Genomic DNA, 21,937 nt, shown 5'->3' on the forward strand with positions numbered 1-21,937 from the left:
CTCTAAGCCACTTGTTTATTCTTTGATAACGATTGCCTGGCTGCCCATTTGCTCCCAGGCCTTTTCAAAATTGTCCCGACCCACCGGTTTGTTTTTACCTCCATATGGGTCATTGATGTACACGGATTCGTCATCATAACCGGTTACAGCCACGCTGTGCAGGCTGAATGTCACCTCCACTTCGCCGCTCGGGGTCTGCCAAGTTTCAAAGCCGCCGACAGGAGCAAAGGAGGAAGTGGTAATGACCCATACAGGAAGCCCTTCATCCAACGATTGATAAATCGCATCGGGGCTGCTGCCGGTTAAATCGACTGCCCTGTCACCGACATATTGTTTCGCCAAATCGAGCATTGGTCCATGGTAGACTCCGAGGCCTGGGCCGTCTGCCATATTCCCGACAAACCCGTCGTTAGGATTTCCCTTCAAGCCGCTCTCGTAGGTGAGCGGGACGACACTCACATTTTCCGCCAGTTCGTTTTTCGTCACGTTCACCCCGTGATAATTCAGAATCATGGCCATGCTTGTTACCTCGCAGCCGTTATAAAGACGGGGGGCCGCCATTTGCTCGATAAGTGGCACGTCCAAAGGCAAATCCGCTTTTTCTTCGGGAATATCGAGTATAAATAAAAGCTCGTCATCTTGTTCTTGTTTAGCAATCGGGATATCGAACTGCTTAAGGAAGTCTGCCGTGGCATAAAGCTTATTTTCATAGGGAATCACTTGTTCCTGTTCGATTGAATCCGTCTTTAAAGCTTCCAGCATGTTCTGGTAACCATTTTCCCTGGACTGGGGAAAATGCAGCGTCTCTTTGTCTACCGTTGCGGTAGCTACCTGTAGAATCGGATCGTAAGCCAGTTCGGTAGATGGATGATAAGCCAAAATCGGGGCGGCCGGCAAGTAATAGTTATCCCCTTTACGGAGTACCGGGTTGCTGGTTTGTTTTTCTCCAATCTGCAGCTCAGCGTTAGACTGGACGACCGGTTCGGCGATCTGTTTTACGGATGGATTTGCTGCCGGAGTTTTTTCTTCCACTTTGGCGGGCAAAGACGTGGTTTTATAGAATAAATAAAAGATGGACGCCAAGCATATAAAAGGTAATAGAATAAGCAGTTTTTTCAATCGGATCAACTTCTTCCTGACAAACTAAATTAGTGTTTATTATAGTACAAGTTTCATAGAAAGAAAATCACCAAGATTGCTCATTTCTGCCCCAAATTGCACAAGACTGTCGAGGGGTGTCGTGGAAAGAAGGACATTCCGTCCATAGTTAAGTGAAAAGCCGATTTGTCCGTGTTCTGACGACAAATCGGCTTGATTGTTTCTGTTTATTCTAATTCGGCTGTTTTGACTAGCTGTTTACCTATGTTCTCACCTGTGAACAAACCGAAAAAAGCTTCCGGAATCTGGTCGAATCCGGTTTTGATTGTTTCCTCATACGTCAGCTTGCCATTTCCCACCCATTCTGCAAGCTTGCTGAAACCTTCTTTGAACCGGGGCTGGTAATCTCCGACAATGAACCCTTTGATCAACGCCCGGGATTTGACGATATGCATTTGCAATCGCGGCCCTTGAGCATCCGGATCATTATAAGTAGCTATGGAGCCGCATTGGGGAATTCTGGCATGGTCGTTCAGCAGGGGATATACTGCATCCGACACTTCTCCGCCGACATTGTCAAAATAGACGTCGACACCGTCAGGGCAAGCTGCGGCCAATGCTTCCGGAAGGTTGTCGGTTTTATAATTAACGGCTTTGTCGGCGCCCAGTTCTTCGGTCAAATAGCGGTTTTTTTCTTCGCTGCCGGCGATTCCCACTACATGGGCACCATAGATTTTCGCAATTTGTACGACAATCGATCCAACTGCACCAGCTGCAGCTGAAACGACGACTGTCTCTCCTTCTTTCGGCTTTCCGATATCGGTAAGGCCGAAATATGCAGTCAATCCAGGCATGCCTAACACACCTAAAGAGGTCGTGACTGGTCCGAGTTCCGGATTTACTTTTCTAAGCGTCTCTGCTGGCGCCGTGGAATATTTTGCCCATGGCAACGTTCCGGTGACAACATCCCCTGGCTGAAGATTTTCTGCATTAGATTCTACCACCTGGGCAATCACGCCGCCGCTGATGGCTTTGTTGAGAGCAAATGGTTCTACGTAAGACTTGGCGCTGCTCATCCGGCCCCTCATATACGGATCGACCGACACGTACACCGTCTTTAGCAGTACCTCGTCTTTTCCGGGCTCGGGCATTTCCGTATCCATCATGCGAATATGTTCTTCAGTCGGCATTGCCTCTGGTCTTTTCACTAATTGGATTTCTTGATTTTGAGTCATGCTTCTCTCCCTTTCTTTCCATAATAAAAGTCGTTTTATTTTAATGGTAACACTCTCCATTTTAGCTGGCATCTGATTTGATTATAGGTTATCCGGTCGAAGAAAAGCATGAAGGCGAAAATTCGAAAAAAAAGAAAAAACGCTGTTGTATAAAAATGCATAATAAAGTATAATTATTTACCAATCAATTGAAAGGTCAGGAGTGAGAATTCACGGTGAAGGTAGCGATAATCGGTGGGACCGGCTACGGGGCCATCGAACTGATACGGTTTTTATATAATCATCCATATGCAGAAATTGAAGCGGTTATTTCCCATTCACAAAGCGGCCGGGTGCTGGGTGCAGTTTATCCCCACACAGACGGCTTGCTGGAAAAGCCTTTGGAAGAGCTTGTGGTAGAGGAGCTGGCTGAGCGAGTCGAGGTGGTTTTCTTCGCCACGCCGCCAGCTGTCAGCAAAGATCTCGCGCCGCAGTTTGTGGAGCGTGACGTAAAATGCATCGACCTCTCTGGTGACTTTCGCCTGAAGTCACCGACGGACTATCAAGAATGGTACGGTTCCCCTGCAGCTGATGAAAGCTATTTGAAAACAGCGGTATATGGATTAAGTGAAATTTATGCCCAAGAGGTTGCAGGTGCTAAACTCATAGCCAATCCGGGCTGCTATCCGACCGCCACATTGCTCGGACTGCTGCCGGCCGTTCACGCCGGCTTGATCGAAGATCGTTCGATCATCGTCGATGCCAAGTCGGGTGTTTCTGGAGCCGGACGCGGTACCTCGCCAAGCACTCACTATCCGGAAATGAATGAAAATTTGAAAGCTTACAAACTAGGACAACATAAGCACATACCAGAAATCGAACAGATTCTGACAAGAACAGCAGGACACCCTGTGCAAGTGACGTTTTCCACTCATCTAATCCCGATGACGAGGGGGATTATGAGTACGATCTATGCTGACCTTACCCGGCAAGTTTCTACTAATGAAATAATCGAAGTGTTCAAAGCGTTTTATCGGGACCAGCCGTTTGTCCGCATCCGGATGAACGGCGAGCTTCCGGCAACGAGAGAGGTTTATGGAAGCAACTACTGTGACATCGGCATTCATGCAGATAAAAGGACGGGAAAATTGACGATCATTTCGGTCATCGACAACTTAGTGAAGGGTGCCTCAGGCCAGGCCATTCAAAATATGAATCTATTGAAAGGCTGGGACGTCACGACAGGATTAAACTACTTACCTATTTATCCATAAGGAGGGTGCGACAAAATGACAGAGCAAGTAAAACAAGCGGTCGAATTGACCCTGTTGCCAAAAGGAAGCATAACCACTCCCAGGGGGTTTACGGCTGGGGGAGTCCACTGCGGCATCCGAAAAACGAAACTGGATTTTGGTTGGGTTTATTCGGAGGTTCCCGCCACAGCAGCCGGTGTCTATACGACCAATACTTTTCAGGCTGCTCCGCTTAAGGTCACCCAGGAAAGCATTGACAGTGGGCAGAAAATCCAGGCACTGCTAGTCAATTCCGGCATCGCCAATGCGTGTACGGGCGAACGAGGGATGGCCGATGCCTATCAAATGCGGAAGTGGGGAGCGGATGCCTTCCGTGTCCCCGAGGAATTGACGGCCATTGCATCTACCGGTTTGATCGGTGAGCCCCTCCCGATGGAGAAAATCAAATACGGAATTGACCAAACCCAGCTGCAGGACAACAATCATTCAAATAGATTCGGGCAGGCCATTTTAACAACAGACACCCGGGAAAAAGCGGTGGCAGTTGAACTCGAAATCGATGGGCAGAAAGTATCGATCGGCGGAGCGGCCAAAGGATCGGGAATGATCCACCCGAACATGGCGACGATGCTGAGTTTTATAACGACCGATGCTGCAGTTGAAGCAGATGCCTTGTCACAGGCTTTGAGGGAAATCACCGATACCTCATTCAACATGATCACGGTGGATGGAGATACAAGTACAAATGACATGGTGCTCGTGCTTGCGAATGGAAAAGCGGGAAACCGCCAGCTGCATGAAGGACACCCGGACTGGTTTCTCTTCAAACAAGGGCTTGCGGCAGTTTGTGAAACACTGGCCAAAGAAATCGCCCGCGATGGAGAAGGAGCCACTAAATTAGTCGAGGTTCAGGTGGAAGGAGCGGAGTCAGACCAGGCGGCTCGTGCCGTCAGCAAGGCAATCATATCCTCCAACCTGGTAAAGACCGCCATTCATGGAGCCGACGCCAATTGGGGGCGGGTCATTACAGCGATCGGTTACAGCGGCCAGCCTGTTGATCCCGGCAAAGTCAGCATCTCGCTCGGACCGGTACTGGTAGTTGACAACGGAATGCCTGTTGTGTTCGATGAAAGTGCTGCAAAGGACTATTTGTTACAGGAGCATGTCTCGATCCACACCGATTTAGGCAGCGGAACCGGAACGGCTACTGCGTGGGGCTGTGACTTGTCTTATGATTATGTACGGATAAATGCATCGTACCGTACTTGAGGGAGGAATTGGATTGGAATATGTAGTGATCAAATGCGGTGGCAGTATTTTTTCCCAGCTGCCTCCTGCTTTTTATCAGAATGTTGCAGAACTGCATAATAAGGGAGAGGTCCAGCCGGTGCTTGTCCACGGTGGAGGTCCGCTGATTTCCCGTACTCTGTCCCGCCTGCAGGTGGAAACTCAATTTGTCGACGGATTGAGGGTGACCACAAAAGAAGTATTGGAAGTGGCGGAAATGGTTTTGAGCGGAACCATGAACAAACAGCTTGTCCAAAAACTGCAGCAACAAGGCGGGAAAGGATTCGGTCTAAGCGGAGTGGATGGCCGACTGCTGCAGGCAACCCAGTCTGACAATGCTGCACTTGGTTTTGTCGGTACGGTGGAAAAGGTGCACGTTTCGATTCTCCACCATCTCGTCGACCAAGGATTCATCCCGGTCATCTCCCCGATTTGCATGGATGAAGAAGGAAACAAGTTGAATGTCAATGCCGATGTGGCGGCGGCTGCCGTTGCACAGGCATTGCAGGCAAGATTATGTTACATCAGTGACATCCCCGGGATTTTAGTCGAGAACAATGGTGAAACAAAGGTTTTGCATGAAACAACCAGCAGCCAAATCGAACAGCTTATCGCCGATGGCACGATCACCGGCGGGATGATTCCGAAGGTCCGTTCAGCCTTGCAGGCATTGAAGAACCAAGTGCCGGAAACCGTCATCTTGAATGGTTTGGTGTCGGACAGCCTGCTGTCTTTTTACCAGGGAGCAGCAGTCGGAACAAAAATCAGTTTAACTTCGGAGGTTGGATATGTCTAAACAAACAATACCAGCGGCAGCCCCTATGCTCATGCCCACCTATAATCGCTTTCCTCTTACCTTGGTCGAAGGAAAGGGAAGCTGGGTATGGGATGACAAAGGTGGTAAATATCTCGACTATACGTCAGGCATCGCCACATGCAATTTAGGGCACGCACCTGACAGCGTCAAGCAACAATTGAAAAATCAGCTGGATAAAATTTGGCACTGTTCGAATTTATACCATATACCGGCTCAGGAGCAATTGGCGGAAAAACTGGTGGAGCATAGCTTTGGCGACCAGGTGTTTTTCTGCAACAGCGGAGCTGAAGCAAATGAAGCAGCTATCAAACTGGCGAGAAGATATGCGCAGGAAATCAAAGGGACCGACGCATACGAGGTCGTCACCTTTAGTCAATCGTTCCATGGGCGGACACTAGCTACCTTGGCAGCTACGGGACAGGATAAAATTCAACAAGGCTTTGCCCCTCTGGCCGAAGGGTTCCGCTATTTGCCGTATAATGACAAGAGAGCGCTGGAACAGTTGGTCACCGACAGAACCTGTGCTGTTTTACTCGAGCTTGTTCAGGGAGAGGGGGGAGTCATTCCGGCAGACGAAGATTGGGTGAAACAGCTGGCGGCTCTTTGCAAGCAGAACGACATCCTTTTGATGATCGATGAGATACAAACTGGTATTGGCAGAACAGGAACCTTGTTCGCTTATGAACAGTACGGAATCGAACCGGATGTCATCAGCCTTGCTAAAGGACTGGGGAGCGGCATTCCAATCGGCGCGATCATCGCCGGTCGAAAAGTGGCCAGCGCGTTTTCACCGGGTTCGCACGGCAGTACGTTCGGTGGTAACCCGTTTTCTTCGACAGCCGGACTCGCGACGATTACGCACATCATGGACAATGGGCTGATTGATCAAGCTGCAGAATTGAGTGCCTATTTAGAAGAGCAACTACAATGTCTAAAACAGCAGTTTTCCTACATCAAAGAAATCAGGGGAAAGGGTCTGCTGCAGGGAATCGTCGTCGAAGGCAATGCAATGGATTATGTGATAAAAGCGAGGGAACAACACCATTTGTTGGTCTTGGTAGCCGGGCCGAGCGTAATCCGCATACTGCCCCCATTGACAACCAATAAAACGGAAATTGATCAATTCATTTCTGTGATGGAAAAGGTATTTGCTTCATAAAGGTCTGCCGCTTTGCATTTTTCAGGAAGTATGGTGCTCAGGGATAAGAGACCAATCCAGTGGCTGGTATAGAAAAGGTGTTTCGAAGACCAAATCGGGATAAACAGGACTGGTATCTGGCGTGGTAACTTGCGGGAGACGACAAGATGCTTGCACTTTCCTTAAATATATTGTGCATATCGAGTACAATATAAAAGCAGATACTTAGCAAAAGAGGGATTTTCATGACAGATACATTGCAAACCAAATGGAGTGCTTTCCAGGAACAAAATAAAAACAAAGCGAGGTTACTGATTCATTGTCCGGATCAGCCGGGGATCGTCTCGGCTGTTTCTGAATTTTTATACCAACAGGGCGCAAATATCATCGAGTCTAATCAATATACGACCGACCCTGCCGGCGGGGAATTTTTTATGCGGGTGGTATTCGAAGCAGAACAGCTTCCATCTATTAAAGAAGAACTGGAGCAGAAGTTCCAAGCAATCGCCCGATCCTTCCAAATGGATTGGCGGTTCAGTTACCTGTATCAACTAAAACGGGTCGCCATTTTCGTCAGTAAAGAACTGCACTGTCTCCGTGAATTGTTATGGGAGTGGCAGAGCGGCGATTTAATGGCAGATATTCCACTCGTCATCAGTAATCATGAAGATGCAAAGGAGATTGTTGAATCACTGGGTATTCCGTTTTATCATATTCCGGCAAACAAGGATATTCGTCAACAGGTAGAAGCGAAACAGCTGGAACTGTTAAAGGAATATGACATCGATTTGATCGTTCTGGCACGTTATATGCAAATCCTCACACCAGACTTCGTGGCAGCCAACAGGAACAAGATCATCAATATTCATCATTCTTTCCTGCCGGCTTTTGTCGGTGCAAATCCATATGAGCGTGCCTATCAGCGCGGTGTGAAATTAATCGGGGCAACCTCTCATTTTGTTACCGATGAACTGGACGAAGGGCCGATCATTGAACAGGATATCAGCCGCGTAGACCATCGCGACAACAGTGAGGCCATGAAGAAAATCGGACAATCGATCGAACGGAGCGTCCTTGCACGGGCGGTCAAGTGGCAGCTGGAAGACCGGATCATCGTCCATCAAAACAAAACGATTGTGTTTTAAATAAAAGTAGCTTCAAAATGCATGGTGAACAACTAAAAGCCGAGCGATATTCGAAATGGTAAGCACTCGAATTCGTTCGGTTTTTTGATTTTTTCGTATAACTTTCAAATGAGCGAAGTACCAAGCCAAAGAGGCGTGGTTACGATGAAAAGAAAGTGCCGCTCACAACACCCTATGCATGTTCGGATTATAAGGAAATGGAGGACTTAATAATATGGGTGGAGTGGTAATTTTCTATCCATTTAAGCCTTCCTTGTTTTCCGTTATACTGAAAACGATGGATTATCGAAACGGAGAACGGAGGTGCCCGGATGCCGATTTTGCAGACTAAATCAAAAAAACAGTTTGTTTATGAAATATTCATGATTTTTCTGGCTGCATGCTCGATTGCAACGATTTGGCAAAGCACCCAGTATGACGGTTATATCGTCTGGGTCACTTGGGCTATATTTTTCGTCGACTTTGTTTACCGCTTTCTGCGCAGCAAGCACAAATGGCAATTCATCAAAAGTAATCCTTTTCTCCTCATTGCTGTAATTCCCTTAGATGCAGTCTTCCAATTTGCGCGCTTAGCCAGGATTCTGCATTTACTGCGATTGAAAACAATCACCAAATACTATACGAAGCCTTTCCTCAAGCTTTTACGACGTCAACATATAGGGACGACTTTTTCCGTCACCATGGTTTTGGTATTTGTATCTATCATTCCGTTGTATTATTACGAGCCAGGATTGACGAGTTACTGGGAAGCATTGCTCGGCAGTTTGATGAGTCTCACTTTTTTTGGGCAGGCGGACTTCGCACCGGCCACAGCAATTGGCCAGGTGACGGTGGTACTGCTGACAATAGTGGGGGTTATATTGCATGGACTGGTAATAAGCACTGCTTTTGATTACATGTATCATGCACCGTTCGTCAAAAAAGCCATGCAGAAAAGGAAGCAAAAACAGGCAAGTTAAGCACATTTTTCACTGCCACTGAATAGGTTAGCTATGGGCGGTGATGTAATTGACTAGTCATTTCCAATTAAATCAGGAACCGGAACGTATTACGATCCAATCAAGCTTCCTCAGGGAAGATGTCGGGCACAGTGTTTATATCGATCAGTTGTTGTATATGGTGCAAGTGCAAGGCGGTCGTTTTTCCATCGATACGACCATGCTTCGGGAAGGATTCCATCAGTTACAAATTATCTCTTTTGAACTGCCGACAGGAAGACCTGTAGCTTTTGCCGGCTGGAACTTTCGCATAGGTCAGCAAAACTTCAGAGAAAGGGATTTCCAACCTGGTGATATTCTGGTCGCGAGTGACAATCTCGATGAGATAAAAACTGGATATGTCGGGCATTCGGCGCTTGTTGTGGATCAAGAGAATGTCATTGAATCGCCGGGCTTGCATCCGGCCATTCGCAAAGCTCCCATACAACAGTTTTTGACGAAGCACCCTGTCCACGGTCACTTTCGGCCAAAAGCTTCGGAGGATGGTAAGGCTGCAGCGGAATATGCAGAAGGATATCTAAATGAATTCAAGGAAAAAGGGCAGCAGGCACCTGTTTTTTCATTCAACCTGTCATCCTCACTGGATGATCCTTGGGAATATATATACTGCTCGAAACTGATTTGGCTCAGCTATTACTATGGAGCTGATTATAAGCTGGAAAACGACTTTCTTTGGTTTTCGCCGGAAGACCTGTATAATAATTTAAAGGAGAACGGCGACTTTCAAACAGTTTACCAGCACCCGGATGTGAAGTTCATTCTCAACACGTAGCCGTTTATCCGGTTGCGTTTTTTTGTTAAGCCCGTTCTGTAAAGCAATTTACAAGGGAGAATGAAAGATGGGCAGCAAGAAAGATTATTCTGCCAGCATAGGTGGAAATACATAGGAGAAGGATAGACGGGAAAGGAGTATGTATATGAAGCAATCATTTAAAGCATACAAAGTGAATCAGACAGAATCTGGCTTTTCGGCCGGTATAAGGACCCTTCAACCGGAAGAGCTGCCAAAGGGAGAAGTGTTGATCAAAGTCCATTATTCCAGCGTCAATTTCAAGGATGCAATGGCCAACACACCCGATAACAAAATAGTGGAGACCTACCCGATGGTTCCAGGGATTGATCTTTCTGGTGAAGTGGTTGAGTCGGAAGATGACCAGTTTAAACCCGGAGATAAAGTGATCGCGACCAGTTATCAAATCGGAACCGGTCATTATGGCGGCTACAGTGAATATGCCAGAATTCCCTCAGAGTGGATTGTGCCGCTTCCGGATGGATTGTCTTTGAAAGAGTCAATGATTTTCGGAACAGCAGGCTTCACCGCCGCCCTGTCCATTCAGCAATTGGAAGCAGCAGGATTGAATCCGGATAAAGGAAAGGTCCTGGTTACAGGTGCAACGGGCGGCGTGGGCAGTACTGCGATTGCGATGCTGGCCAAACGGGGCTACCATGTAGTAGCCAGCACAGGAAAAGAGAGTGCCCATGGGTATTTACGCAATATTGGTGCTGACGAGATTGTTTCCCGTGAAGCAGTCTATGATGGGAAAATCCGTCCGCTGGACAAACAGGAGTGGGCCGGGGCAGTCGATCCTGTCGGTGGTGAACAGCTCGCTGCGTTGCTTGCGAAGCTGAAATACGGAGGAGCGGCAGCTGTCAGTGGCTTGACGGGTGGCACTTCCGTTCCTACAGCAGTATTTCCGTTCATCAGCCGCAGTATCCAACTGTTGGGGGTTGACTCTGTTAATTGTCCGATGGATATTCGTAAAAAAGTTTGGGAACGACTGGCAGATGATTTGAAGCCTGCTGGATTGACGGAATACATTGAAAAAGAAATCCGTCTGGAAGATTTACCGGAAGCCTTGAATACCATCTTGGAAGGAAAAGCTCAAGGGCGCATGGTCGTCAATCTTCAACAATAACCGGAAAGGCCCAGGGGTTGAAGCATACGGATAAAACAGAAACCGAGCGGTGATTCGAATTCCACAGCATTCGAACCCGTTCGTTTTCTTTTATAAAAAATACGTACATACAAACTTGCCCTTTTGTGCTAAATTCCCTTTCTCATCGCTAATCTCCCATATCTGTGCAATCCTTGATCGTTTTTGAAACGGCTGAATGCCATGTCCCCACTTCTTTTTTGTATAGTTTTGCAAAAGATGCAAAAAATGACGATAACGAGTCATAGATTGGAGGGATAGCGATGCGGCGTTTTTATCGAAGTTGTTGGGCCATTGCGCTACTGGCAGCCGTTTTGTTTACAGGTGCAGGCGGCATTCAGGCGGAGGACCAGAAGCCAACAGAAACCATGCCAGAACTAACGGAAAACCAACAAAAAGAGCTGGCAATCATGTATCAGGATATGTTTGATAAGCGCAAAGGGATTATCAGCAAATATGTGGAGTTCGGTGTAATCGAGAAGGAAAAAGCCGACAAAATCATCGAGCATCTTGATGAACACTACCGAATGCTTGAAGAGAACGGTTTTGTTATCGAACATAAACATCATAAAGGGAAGCATGATGATAAAATTCCCCACTAGTGAAAGGCTCAACCAGGTTTGGTTGGGCTTTTTTTGTAATAGTAGAATGGATGTAGTTTCTGTCAGGAGCTCTTCCACTCAGCCCCCTTTCTGACATCTGTCTACACTACGAAGCTTTTGCTCTCCCAGTCTTCCTCTTTCTCCTTTCCAACATTTTTTCTTTATATTCCTTTGAAAGTATTGATTGTACGTACAATTTGAATTATTATGTAGTTATCATTAACTTATACGTACAAATAATGATAACTCATTAACGAAAGGGGTAGCAGCATGCTCGAACAGCTAAAACAGGAAGTGTTGGAGGCAAATCTTGCTTTACCCAAACATGGATTGGTGACCTTTACTTGGGGAAATGTAAGCGGTTACGAAAGAGAGAGCCAACTCGTTGTCATTAAACCAAGCGGAGTGGCATATGAGAATCTTACTGCAGAAGACATGGTGGTCGTCGATTTGCAGGGCAATGTCGTGGAAGGTACTTTAAAGCCATCCTCGGATACGCCTACACATCTTGTTCTATATCGGCAATTTAAAGATATCGGAGGCATTGTCCATACTCACTCTCCCTGGGCTACGAGTTGGGCTCAGGCAGGGAAAGCGATACCAGCACTCGGTACTACCCATGGCGATTATTTTTATGGAAGCATTCCATGCACGCGTCGGATGACTGAAATGGAAATTCAACAAGATTATGAGTTGGAAACAGGAAAAGTCATCGTAGAAGCCTTTGAAAATCTTGACTACCAACGGGTGCCAAGTGTACTGGTACATAGCCATGCGCCATTCAACTGGGGAAAGGATGCCCGGGAAGCTGTCCATAATGCCGTTGTGCTCGAAGAAGTGGCGAAAATGGCCTTGCATACCTTTCAGTTGAATCCAGAGGTGGACCACATGGATCACGCATTATTGGATAAGCATTACCTGAGAAAACATGGAACTGGTGCTTACTATGGACAGAAATAAGTAAGGAGGGAGATAGGCAATGACAGAAAAATATGCAATCGGAGTAGACTTTGGTTCAGAATCAGGCAGGGCTGTACTTGTTTCCTTGAACGATGGAAGAGAAATCGCGGATCATGTAACGGCTTATCCACACGGTGTGATGACCGATCAGCTCCCTACGGGGGAAAAATTAGATTTGGAGTGGGCTTTGCAGCATCCGGATGATTATTTGGAAGTGCTTCGTCATTCCATACCTGTCGTATTGAAAATATCCGGCGTCAATCCGGGGGACATCATCGGTATCGGAATCGACTTTACTGCTTGTACCATGCTCCCAATCGATAATACAGGCAATCCGCTATGTTTCGATCCTTCCTTGACACATAATCCACATAGCTGGGTGAAACTGTGGAAACACCACGCAGCACAACCGGAAGCGACCAAGTTGAATGAAACGGCCGCAACCCGTGGAGAATCGTTTTTGCCTCGTTATGGAGGGAAAATTTCTTCTGAATGGATGATAGCGAAAATATGGCAAATCCTCAATGAAGCTCCTGACATCTATGAACAAACCGATCAATTCGTAGAGGCAACGGACTGGGTCGTTTCCAGGATGACCAATCAGCTTTTGCGTAATAGCTGTACTGCGGGGTACAAAGCAATATGGCATAAGCGGGAAAGTTATCCGGACAAAGACTTTTTCAAAGCATTGGATCCTAAGCTCGAAAACCTGACAGACACAAAGCTTCGGGGCGAAGTGGTATCGTTGGGGACAAGAGCCGGGGGATTGACTGAAGAAATGGCGCGTATAACAGGGTTGAAACCTGGTACTGCAGTAGCTGTCGGAAATGTTGATGCCCATGCTGCCGTTCCGGCGATGGGGGTGGTTTCGCCGGGGAAAATGGTGATGGCCATGGGAACATCGATTTGCCATATGCTGCTCGGAACAGAAGAGCGAGAAGTGGAAGGTATGTGTGGCGTCGTAGAAGATGGGATAATTCCGGGCTATTATGGCTATGAAGCAGGACAGTCGGCAGTGGGTGATATATTTGCCTGGTTTGTTGATAAGGCTTGTCCAGAAGAAATATTCCAGGCAGCTGAAGCAAAGGGCGTCAGCGTCCATGAATGGCTGGAAACCCGGGCGAACGCATATAAACCGGGAGAATCTGGACTATTGGCCCTTGATTGGTGGAACGGCAACCGCTCGGTGCTTGTAGATACTGAATTGAGTGGTCTGCTGATCGGAGCTACACTCCAAACAAAACCGGAAGAAATTTATCGCGCGCTTCTCGAATCTACTGCCTTCGGTACAAGAAAAATAGTCGATGCATTCCATTTTAATGGCGTGCCAGTTAACGAATTGTATGCATGCGGTGGACTTCCGCAAAAAAATAAATTATTAATGCAGATTTATGCCGATGTCACCAACCGGCCAATCCGGATTGCCGATTCCAGGCAGACTCCGGCCCTTGGAGCAGCTATGTTTAGCGCTGTTGCTGCTGGAAAAAGGCAGGGTGGTTTCGATTCCATCGTAGAAGCTGCAGAAAAAATGGGTCGAGTAAAAGAAGAGATTGTCCGGCCAATACCGGAGCATGTAACCGTTTATGAACGGCTCTATCAAGAATACAACAGACTGCATGACTACTTCGGGCGTGGCGAAAACGATGTGATGAAACGGTTGAAGCATGTAAAAGCAGATGTGAGAAAAGAAGCAGTGAAAACTACCTGAAATAATGATCGTTTAACTGGGCAGAGGAGGAACATTGATGTTGAAGATGAAACCTTACGAGTTTTGGTTTATCACGGGAAGTCAGCACCTTTATGGAGACGATGCATTGAAAGAAGTGGAAGAGCATTCGGTCCAACTAGTGAAAGGGCTGAATGAAAAAGGAGCATTCCCTTTTCAAATAATATTTAAATCTGTGCTTACGACAGCAGAAGAAATTTATCATCTAAGTCAGCAGGCAAATGCGGATGAAAATTGTGCGGGAATCATAACCTGGATGCATACATTTTCACCGGCGAAGATGTGGATTGCAGGACTCGGCAGTATTCAAAAGCCGCTGCTCCATCTGCATACCCAGTACAACCGGGACATACCATGGCGGGATATAGACATGGATTTCATGAATTTGAACCAGTCAGCCCACGGAGATCGGGAGTATGGGTTTATCGGGACGAGGATGGACATTGCCCGCAAAGTGGTGGTCGGTCATTGGCGTAGTCTGGAAGTCTTGAATAAAATCTCGAGCTGGGTGCAGACAGCGGTGGCCGTTGTGGAAGGTAGGAATATCAAGGTGGCCCGTTTCGGCGACAACATGCGTAATGTGGCAGTTACCGACGGGGACAAAATCGAAGCCCAAATAAAGTTTGGCTGGTCCGTTGACTATTACGGGATTGGCGATTTGGTGGAGGAAATCAACCGGGTGGAAGAGGATCGGGTCGATGCCTTGTATGAAGAATTCCAACGTCTCTACAACATCCGTGATGAGGATGAAAACAGAGACTCCATAAAGGAACAGGCAAGAATAGAAATAGGCCTTAAACAATTCTTGGAACGGGGAGGTTATTCGGCATTTACGACGAATTTCGAGGATTTACACGGCATGAAGCAATTGCCGGGATTGGCCGCACAACGTCTGATGGCCGAGGGGTATGGTTTTGCTGGTGAAGGGGATTGGCGTACCGCTGCATTGCTGCGAATGATGAAAATCATTGCCAACAATCAAAGCACCTCTTTTATGGAGGATTATACGTACCACTTGGAGCCGGGGAACGAGATGATTTTGGGATCCCATATGCTGGAGATTTGTCCTACGGTTTCTGACACGAAACCAGAGATCGTTGTCAATCCTCTGACCATGGGAGGAAAAGCAGATCCGGCCAGACTGGTATTTGACGGACGCGGTGGTCATGCTGTTAATGCGTCTCTCATCGAGATGGGCGGCAGGTACCGATTAGTAGTCAATGAAGTGACTGCGGAGCGACCGCCGTTCGCAACACCGAATCTGCCAGTAGCCAAGGTCCTCTGGAAACCTCAACCATCATTGAGCGTGGCTACAGAAGCTTGGATTTATGCAGGGGGCGCCCATCATACGGTTTTATCCTTTAATGTAACGACTGATCAGCTCTTGGATTTTGCGGAAATGACACGGATGGAATGTATTGTTATCGACAAGGATACCAACGTGCGTCAATTAAAAAACGAGCTGAAATGGAATGAAGCTGTCTGGAAATAACAATGAGTGTGGGGCAGAGATGATAAACAAAATCTCTGTCCTTTTTATGTCTAAGGGAGATACAGGCAAGAACGGATAATGTTTTGGAACCATAGCCTTTCATAGAAGGAGGTGTTATACTGACAAGGGTAACTTATACGAATAACTTACGGAATGGATAATAAACTGAGGTGTTTACATGCAAACGAAGCATAGTATGGTAAAACAAGCGATAAAATCAAAAATACTCGATGGCACCTTTCGGCCTAATCAAAAAATAAGCTCTGAAAGTGAACTAATGAAACAATTTAATGTCAGCCGGCATACAGTCCGTTTAGCTATTGGTGACCTGGTGAATCAAGGGTGGCTATATCGGGAACAAGGTTCTGGCACATTTTGTGCCGATCGTTCCCATTTAGAGGAAAAAGGCAGGAACGGTCAAAAAAGCATTGCCATTATCACGACGTATATTTCTGATTATATTTTTCCTTCTATTATTCGCGGTGCAGAATCATACCTAAGCGATAAGGGTTACAATGTGACGTTGTTCAGTACGAATAATAATCATCAAAACGAAAAGGAAATATTGGAGAGGCTGTTGACGCAGCAGTATGATGGTGTGATTGTCGAGCCTACGCAAAGCGCATTCAGCAACCCGAACATCAACTTGTACTTAAATTTAGAAAGGCTGAATATCCCCTATTTAATGATCAATGCCTTTTACGAGGAACTGGAACCCCTTTATATTGTGATGGATGATGAAAAAGGGGGGTTTAACCAGACGGAGCATCTTATAAAACAAGGGCATAAAAATATCGTCGGTTTTTTTAAAACGGATGATTTGCAAGGAGTAAAACGGATGAAGGGGTTTATCAAAGCCCATCGGGCCAACCGTTTGCAGATTGATCCGCAAAATATCGTCACATACAGTACAGAAGAGAAATTCCTGAAGCCCTCAAGAGAGTTAGAATCGCTTCTGTCCTCCTCCGAAATACCAACTGCACTGGTCTGCTATAATGATGAACTTGCGTTGAATATTTTAGATGTTTTGAGAGGAAGGATGTTATCAATACCCGATGATATCTCGATAGTGGGATATGATGATTCTATCCTCGCTCAATTATCTGAAGTGAAACTGACTACTATCGCCCACCCGAAGAGCAAAATGGGGGAAAAGGCGGCACAAGTGGTTGTTGAATTGATAGATGCCAAGAATGAAAGAGATAACAGGAACCAAGATTCTATCTCCTCTGTCGTATATGAACCCGAATTGATTGAAAGAAACTCTACGAAAAATCTCCAGATAGTGAAGGGATAACGGAACGCAGGGTGTTTGTCGAAAGAAATGATATATATAAGAGGATTTGGTTAAAAGTACGTACAACCAGATCCTCTTTTTTATTGGCATTTCTTACGTAAAACCCCCTTTAAATAGCCGGTTTACTATAAAAAACGTACAAGTTTTTAGAAACTTGCAAAAAGTCATTGCATAATGAAAGCGCTTATTTTATAATAATCGTACGTACAACTTAGGTGACGCTTGATAAACAAGTGGACTCGTTGTTGAAAGCGCTATCTAAAAAATTCGTTGAGAAAGGCGAGGGGGAGAAGCATGAAAAAATGCTGTGCACTAGTAGTCATTGTGTTTACGCTTATCTTGAGTGCTTGCGGAAACAGTGGTCAGGCAGGCGGACAGGGGGAAGGCGATAAAACCGTAGGAATTGCCATGCCGACAAAGTCATCGGAGAGATGGGTGCGCGATGGCGATAATATGGTGGAGCAGTTTGAAGAGTTAGGGTATGAAACGGATTTGCAATATGCAGAAGATGTAGTGGAAAATCAGGTGTCCCAAATTGAAAATATGATTACGAAAGGAGTAGACCTGTTAGTTATCGCTTCTATTGATGGAGAGGCCCTGACGGATGTCCTGGATCAGGCTCAACGTTCTGATATTCCGGTTATCGCGTATGATCGATTAATCATGAATAGCGAACATGTAAGCTACTATGCGACCTTTGACAACTTTCAAGTGGGTGTGCTGCAAGGAGAGTATCTAGAGGATAAATTAGGCCTTGCTGACGGTGAAAAGGGACCATTCAATATAGAGTTATTCGCAGGGTCTCCGGACGATAACAACGCTTATTTCTTCTGGGATGGGGCGATGTCGGTGCTTCAACCCTACATGGATGAAGGGAAGCTGGAAGTTCCAAGTGGTCAAACCGATTTTAATCAAGCGGCAACTTTAAGGTGGAGTGGTTCAGAGGCACAGGAACGTATGGACAACATCCTCAGCGCTCATTATTCAAATAAAAAACTGGATGCTGTTTATTCTCCTTATGATGGAATAAGTATTGGGGTTATCTCTTCTTTGAAAGCAGTCGGATATGGTTCCGACGACAAGCCGCTTCCGGTGATAACTGGACAAGATGCTGAAAGTGCCTCAATAAAGTCGATCATTGCAGGAGAACAGACGCAAACAATTTTTAAAGATACACGTACTTTGGCCGAACAAGCGGTTGCAATGGCCGACGCCGTATTAAAAGGGGAAGAGCCCGAGGTGAATGATACGGAAACCTATGATAACGGAAAGAAAGTCGTCCCTTCTTATCTTGTTGAACCGGTTTCTGTAGATGCTTCGAACTACGAAGAAGAACTTATCGAAACAGGATACTACTCAGAGGAAGATTTAAAGTAGATCTGATACATAGATGATTCGGTTGTTAACCGAGTCATCTATATCCTTTTTGCAGGAGTGATCAATCAGATGGCGACAATATTATCGATGAAAAATATTACAAAAACATTCCCGGGCGTAAAAGCGCTCGATAATGTAAACCTGGAAGTGGAGCAAGGGGAAATCCATGCATTGGTAGGAGAGAATGGTGCAGGAAAGTCTACGCTGATGAAGGTACTCAGCGGTGTTCATCCTTCCAATAGTTATTCTGGCGATATTTTTTTTCAAGGCCAGAAATGCGAGTTCAAGAACATCAACGAGAGTGAGGAATTGGGAATCGTAATCATACACCAGGAGCTGGCTTTAATTCCGGAGCTGTCGATAGCTGAAAATGTGTTCTTAGGGAACGAGCAATCGACCAAAGGTGTCATCAATTGGCCGGAAACAATTGAGAAGACCAGAGCGTTGCTTGACAAAGTAGGTTTAGCTATCAACCCCCAAACGTTGATCAAACATATAGGTGTAGGAAAACAACAGCTTGTGGAAATAGCCAAGGCACTCTCAAAAGAAGTAAAACTGCTTATTCTCGATGAGCCAACAGCAGCCTTGAATGAGGAAGACAGTGAGAATCTCCTGAACCTTTTGGTTGAATTCAAAAATCAAGGTATTACTTCGATACTGATTTCCCATAAACTGAATGAATTGATGGCTGTTGTAGACAGCATCACCATTCTTCGGGACGGGAAGACAATCGAAACCCTTTCAATGGAAAAGGACGGAGTGACGGAACAACGTATCATCAAAGGGATGGTAGGACGCGATATGGATGATCTTTATCCTGAACGCATCTCCCCGATTGGGGATACCGTACTGGAGATTCAGGAATGGAATGTCTACAGTCCGGAAAACCCTCAGCACCAAATTATCCATAATGCCAGTTTTTCTATTAAAAAAGGGGAGATTGTCGGAATAGCTGGTTTAATGGGGGCAGGCAGAACGGAGTTGGCGATGAGCATATTTGGGAAGTCTTACGGACGGAATATAAGCGGCCGAATTTTTAAAAATGGTCAGGAGATTAAAATAGACAATGTGAACCAGGCGATTGAGCAGGGCATGGCTTATGTATCGGAAGACCGCAAAAAGTATGGTTTGATACTGAATGATAGTGTAAGAGAAAACCTGACGCTGGCCAATTTAAACAAGATTTCCAACCACTGGATTCTTCATAAACATGAAGAGGTCGAGCAAGCTGAGAGTTTAAAAGCGTCGATGAATATTAAAACGCCTACCATTGAACAGAAGACAGTGAATCTAAGCGGTGGCAACCAACAAAAGGTTGTGCTTGGGAAGTGGATTTTTACCGATCCAGATGTGCTGATCCTAGATGAGCCTACTAGAGGGATAGATGTAGGGGCCAAAAATGAGATATACAAAAAAATCAACGATCTAGCTTCAGAAGGAAAAGGTATTTTAATGATCTCCTCTGAACTTCCTGAATTATTGGGTATGTGTGACAGGATTTATACGTTGGCAGAAGGGGCAATCAGCGGGGAGGTCAATAGAAAAGACGCAGACCAGGAAAAATTAATGACTTATATGACTCGTAGCAGGAGGTCTTGACAATGGGAGAGGTAAAAGAGGTATTTTCACAGAATATAAGAAGATTCGGAATGGTGATTGCATTAATTGGCATTGCGATTTTATTCCAAATACTTACAGACGGTATATTGCTTACTCCTTTGAACATAACTAATATCGTCATGCAGAACAGTTATATCATCGTACTGGCCATCGGGATGACGTTAATCATCATCACCGGAGAAATTGATTTATCTGTTGGTTCGGTAGCTGCATTTATCGGTGCGATTTCTGCTTATTTTATGATCAATCTCGATATGTCTGTAGCTGTTGCAGTCATTCTTTCGCTTTTGGTGGGAGCTCTCATCGGGGCCTGGCAAGGTTTCTGGGTCGCATTCGTCAATGTGCCGGCTTTTATTGTGACATTGGCAGGAATGTTGATTTTCAGAGGATTAACTTTGATTGTATTGGGCGGAAGGACGTTGTCCCCTTTTCCAGAAGGGTTCAGTACAATAAGCTCAGACTTTCTCCCGGATCTGTTCGGTGGAGGGAATTTACACATTTTGACTTTGCTATTGGGTGGATTGGCAGTGGTTGTCTATCTGTTCAACGAAGTGAAGTTGAGGAGAGACTATATTAAGTATAACTACAACATTATCAGTTTCCCTTTGTTTCTTGGTAAATTGATAGCTATTTCTATAATAATTCTAATTTTTTCTTATGTTCTCGCTTTGTATGCCGGGATGCCCAATGTATTGTTAATTCTTCTATTGCTGATTATCGGCTATAGCTATTATATGAACAATACAACGACAGGTCGTCATATCTATGCTGTAGGCGGCAATACGCACGCTGCCCAGTTATCGGGTATCAAGACGAAAAAAGTGACCTTTTGGGTATTTGTCAACATGGGGGTTCTTTCCGCGTTGGCCGGATTGATTTTTGCGGGTCGATTGAACGCAGCAACTCCTCAGGCCGGCAATTTATTTGAACTCGATGCCATTGCTGCTGCGGTCATTGGCGGTGCATCCCTCGCAGGAGGTGTAGGGACCGTTATAGGGGCAGTCATCGGAGCGCTGATTATGGGTGTTTTGAATAATGGCATGTCGATTTTGGGAATCGGAATTGACTGGCAGCAGGCGATAAAAGGATTGGTGCTTTTAGCTGCAGTAGCGTTGGATATGATCAGCAAAAATAAATCCAAATAAACAAAGAGGCCCTTTTATTTACATAAAACCGGTATTAGTTATAAGATAATGCCATAACATCGAAGAAAAGGGGTCATTCTCTTGGATCCACAAGTGAAAAAACTGGCAGCCGAAATAGATAACGCCAATGCGATTGCAGTCTTGACTGGTGCAGGTGTGTCCACGGCAAGCGGAATTCCTGATTTCCGGTCTGCCAACGGAATATGGCGGGAAGACCAATCACGGGAATACTATATGTCGCGTGAGTACTTTCAACATAATCCCGAAGATTTCTGGAACAAGTACAAGGAAATCTTCCGACTGAAGCTCCTGAAGAATTACGCCCCAAACCATGTTCATCTGTATTTGCGGGAAATGGAACAGAAGGGCAAGCAAGTTTCAGTAGTCACCCAAAATGTTGACGGCTTGCATTCCACTGCAGGGAATCACCATGTGATTGAATACCACGGCAATCTAAATACAGCAACTTGTCCTGCTTGCGGAACGCAGTACCCATTGGAGCATATAATGACCGAACAAGTTCCAGGCTGCACACAGGCTGGATGTGGCGATATATTGAAACCGGATATCGTTTTATTTGGTGATCCGATCACCAAGCATGAGGAAGCGGAAGCAGCTGTACGACAGGCAGATCTGTTACTGGTAATGGGCACTTCCCTGCTCGTATCTCCATTCAACCTGTTGCCGATATACGCATGGGATGGACGGAAACCATCCGGATTGATCAATCGGGAACCGACAGCGATGGATGATCAGTTTGAGTTTGTCATCCATGCCGATTTAAGTAAGACAATCGAAGAGTTGAAAAAAAGGGGGTAAGAAAAGGAGCTGCCA

The 21,937-nt window shown here is 45.9% G+C and carries 19 protein-coding genes; 17 read left to right on the top strand and 2 right to left on the bottom strand.

The features are described from left to right. Nucleotides 1-15: 15 nt before the first annotated feature. Together ABVF09_RS07455 and ABVF09_RS07460 are read right to left on the bottom strand one after the other, a co-directional pair. Nucleotides 16-762: a C39 family peptidase gene (locus ABVF09_RS07455; RefSeq protein WP_081704625.1), complete on the bottom strand. Its 747-nt coding sequence runs from the start codon at nucleotides 760-762 to the stop codon at nucleotides 16-18. Between the two features lie 563 nt (nucleotides 763-1,325). Next, nucleotides 1,326-2,333, bottom strand: a complete 1,008-nt coding sequence (locus ABVF09_RS07460; protein WP_371068902.1) for an NADP-dependent oxidoreductase — start codon at nucleotides 2,331-2,333, stop codon at nucleotides 1,326-1,328. Nucleotides 2,334-2,548: 215 nt separating this feature from the next. On the opposite strand from ABVF09_RS07460, the gene argC reads away from it, so the two are divergent. From argC to ABVF09_RS07545, 17 genes are all read left to right on the top strand, one after another. After that, nucleotides 2,549-3,586: an N-acetyl-gamma-glutamyl-phosphate reductase gene (argC, locus tag ABVF09_RS07465; protein WP_371068903.1), complete on the top strand. Its 1,038-nt coding sequence runs from the start codon at nucleotides 2,549-2,551 to the stop codon at nucleotides 3,584-3,586. 15 nt (nucleotides 3,587-3,601) lie between these two features. Further along, the gene (argJ, locus tag ABVF09_RS07470) at nucleotides 3,602-4,834 is read left to right on the top strand and encodes a bifunctional ornithine acetyltransferase/N-acetylglutamate synthase (RefSeq protein ID WP_153463812.1); all 1,233 of its coding nucleotides are present in this window, start codon (nucleotides 3,602-3,604) and stop codon (nucleotides 4,832-4,834) included. Between the two features lie 13 nt (nucleotides 4,835-4,847). Continuing rightward, nucleotides 4,848-5,648: an acetylglutamate kinase gene (argB, locus tag ABVF09_RS07475; RefSeq protein ID WP_371068904.1), complete on the top strand. Its 801-nt coding sequence runs from the start codon at nucleotides 4,848-4,850 to the stop codon at nucleotides 5,646-5,648. Then, entirely contained in the window at nucleotides 5,641-6,828 is a 1,188-nt protein-coding gene (locus ABVF09_RS07480; protein ID WP_371068905.1) for an acetylornithine transaminase, read from the top strand. Before argB ends, ABVF09_RS07480 begins: the two co-directional genes overlap by 8 nt. 224 nt (nucleotides 6,829-7,052) lie before the next feature. Further along, complete coding sequence (gene purU, locus ABVF09_RS07485) at nucleotides 7,053-7,952, top strand: formyltetrahydrofolate deformylase (protein WP_371068906.1); 900 nt, start codon at nucleotides 7,053-7,055, stop codon at nucleotides 7,950-7,952. Nucleotides 7,953-8,263: 311 nt separating this feature from the next. Then, nucleotides 8,264-8,911, top strand: coding sequence for a hypothetical protein (locus tag ABVF09_RS07490; RefSeq protein ID WP_371068907.1), 648 nt, complete (start codon nucleotides 8,264-8,266; stop codon nucleotides 8,909-8,911). Between the two features lie 49 nt (nucleotides 8,912-8,960). Continuing rightward, nucleotides 8,961-9,722 (top strand): hypothetical protein, encoded by a 762-nt coding sequence (locus ABVF09_RS07495; protein WP_371068908.1) that lies wholly within the window; start codon nucleotides 8,961-8,963, stop codon nucleotides 9,720-9,722. A 145-nt stretch (nucleotides 9,723-9,867) separates the two neighbouring features. Further along, nucleotides 9,868-10,866, top strand: a complete 999-nt coding sequence (locus ABVF09_RS07500; protein WP_026568755.1) for an NADPH:quinone oxidoreductase family protein — start codon at nucleotides 9,868-9,870, stop codon at nucleotides 10,864-10,866. 281 nt (nucleotides 10,867-11,147) lie between these two features. Then, nucleotides 11,148-11,486: a YckD family protein gene (locus tag ABVF09_RS07505; RefSeq protein ID WP_153463798.1), complete on the top strand. Its 339-nt coding sequence runs from the start codon at nucleotides 11,148-11,150 to the stop codon at nucleotides 11,484-11,486. 270 nt (nucleotides 11,487-11,756) lie between these two features. Next, a complete protein-coding gene (gene araD, locus ABVF09_RS07510; RefSeq protein ID WP_026568753.1) occupies nucleotides 11,757-12,446 on the top strand; it encodes an L-ribulose-5-phosphate 4-epimerase in 690 nt (229 codons plus the stop codon). A 19-nt stretch (nucleotides 12,447-12,465) separates the two neighbouring features. After that, nucleotides 12,466-14,154 carry a ribulokinase gene (locus ABVF09_RS07515; protein WP_371068909.1) on the top strand — a complete coding sequence of 563 codons (1,689 nt, stop codon included), beginning with the start codon at nucleotides 12,466-12,468 and terminating at the stop codon, nucleotides 14,152-14,154. Between the two features lie 37 nt (nucleotides 14,155-14,191). Next, nucleotides 14,192-15,664, top strand: a complete 1,473-nt coding sequence (araA, locus tag ABVF09_RS07520; protein WP_371068910.1) for an L-arabinose isomerase — start codon at nucleotides 14,192-14,194, stop codon at nucleotides 15,662-15,664. A gap of 178 nt (nucleotides 15,665-15,842) precedes the next feature. After that, nucleotides 15,843-16,961 carry a GntR family transcriptional regulator gene (locus ABVF09_RS07525; RefSeq protein ID WP_371068911.1) on the top strand — a complete coding sequence of 373 codons (1,119 nt, stop codon included), beginning with the start codon at nucleotides 15,843-15,845 and terminating at the stop codon, nucleotides 16,959-16,961. 294 nt (nucleotides 16,962-17,255) lie between these two features. Continuing rightward, nucleotides 17,256-18,338: a multiple monosaccharide ABC transporter substrate-binding protein gene (gene chvE / locus ABVF09_RS07530; protein WP_026568749.1), complete on the top strand. Its 1,083-nt coding sequence runs from the start codon at nucleotides 17,256-17,258 to the stop codon at nucleotides 18,336-18,338. 69 nt (nucleotides 18,339-18,407) lie between these two features. Continuing rightward, nucleotides 18,408-19,937, top strand: a complete 1,530-nt coding sequence (gene mmsA / locus ABVF09_RS07535; protein ID WP_035426381.1) for a multiple monosaccharide ABC transporter ATP-binding protein — start codon at nucleotides 18,408-18,410, stop codon at nucleotides 19,935-19,937. A 2-nt stretch (nucleotides 19,938-19,939) separates the two neighbouring features. After that, nucleotides 19,940-21,103 (top strand): multiple monosaccharide ABC transporter permease, encoded by a 1,164-nt coding sequence (gene mmsB, locus ABVF09_RS07540; RefSeq protein ID WP_026771967.1) that lies wholly within the window; start codon nucleotides 19,940-19,942, stop codon nucleotides 21,101-21,103. An 81-nt stretch (nucleotides 21,104-21,184) separates the two neighbouring features. Beyond that, nucleotides 21,185-21,922, top strand: a complete 738-nt coding sequence (locus ABVF09_RS07545; RefSeq protein WP_153463788.1) for an NAD-dependent protein deacylase — start codon at nucleotides 21,185-21,187, stop codon at nucleotides 21,920-21,922. Nucleotides 21,923-21,937: the final 15 nt, after the last annotated feature.

Source organism: Sediminibacillus sp. JSM 1682029, from assembly GCF_041366435.1.
In the GTDB taxonomy this organism is placed as follows: domain Bacteria; phylum Bacillota; class Bacilli; order Bacillales; family Amphibacillaceae; genus Sediminibacillus; species Sediminibacillus terrae.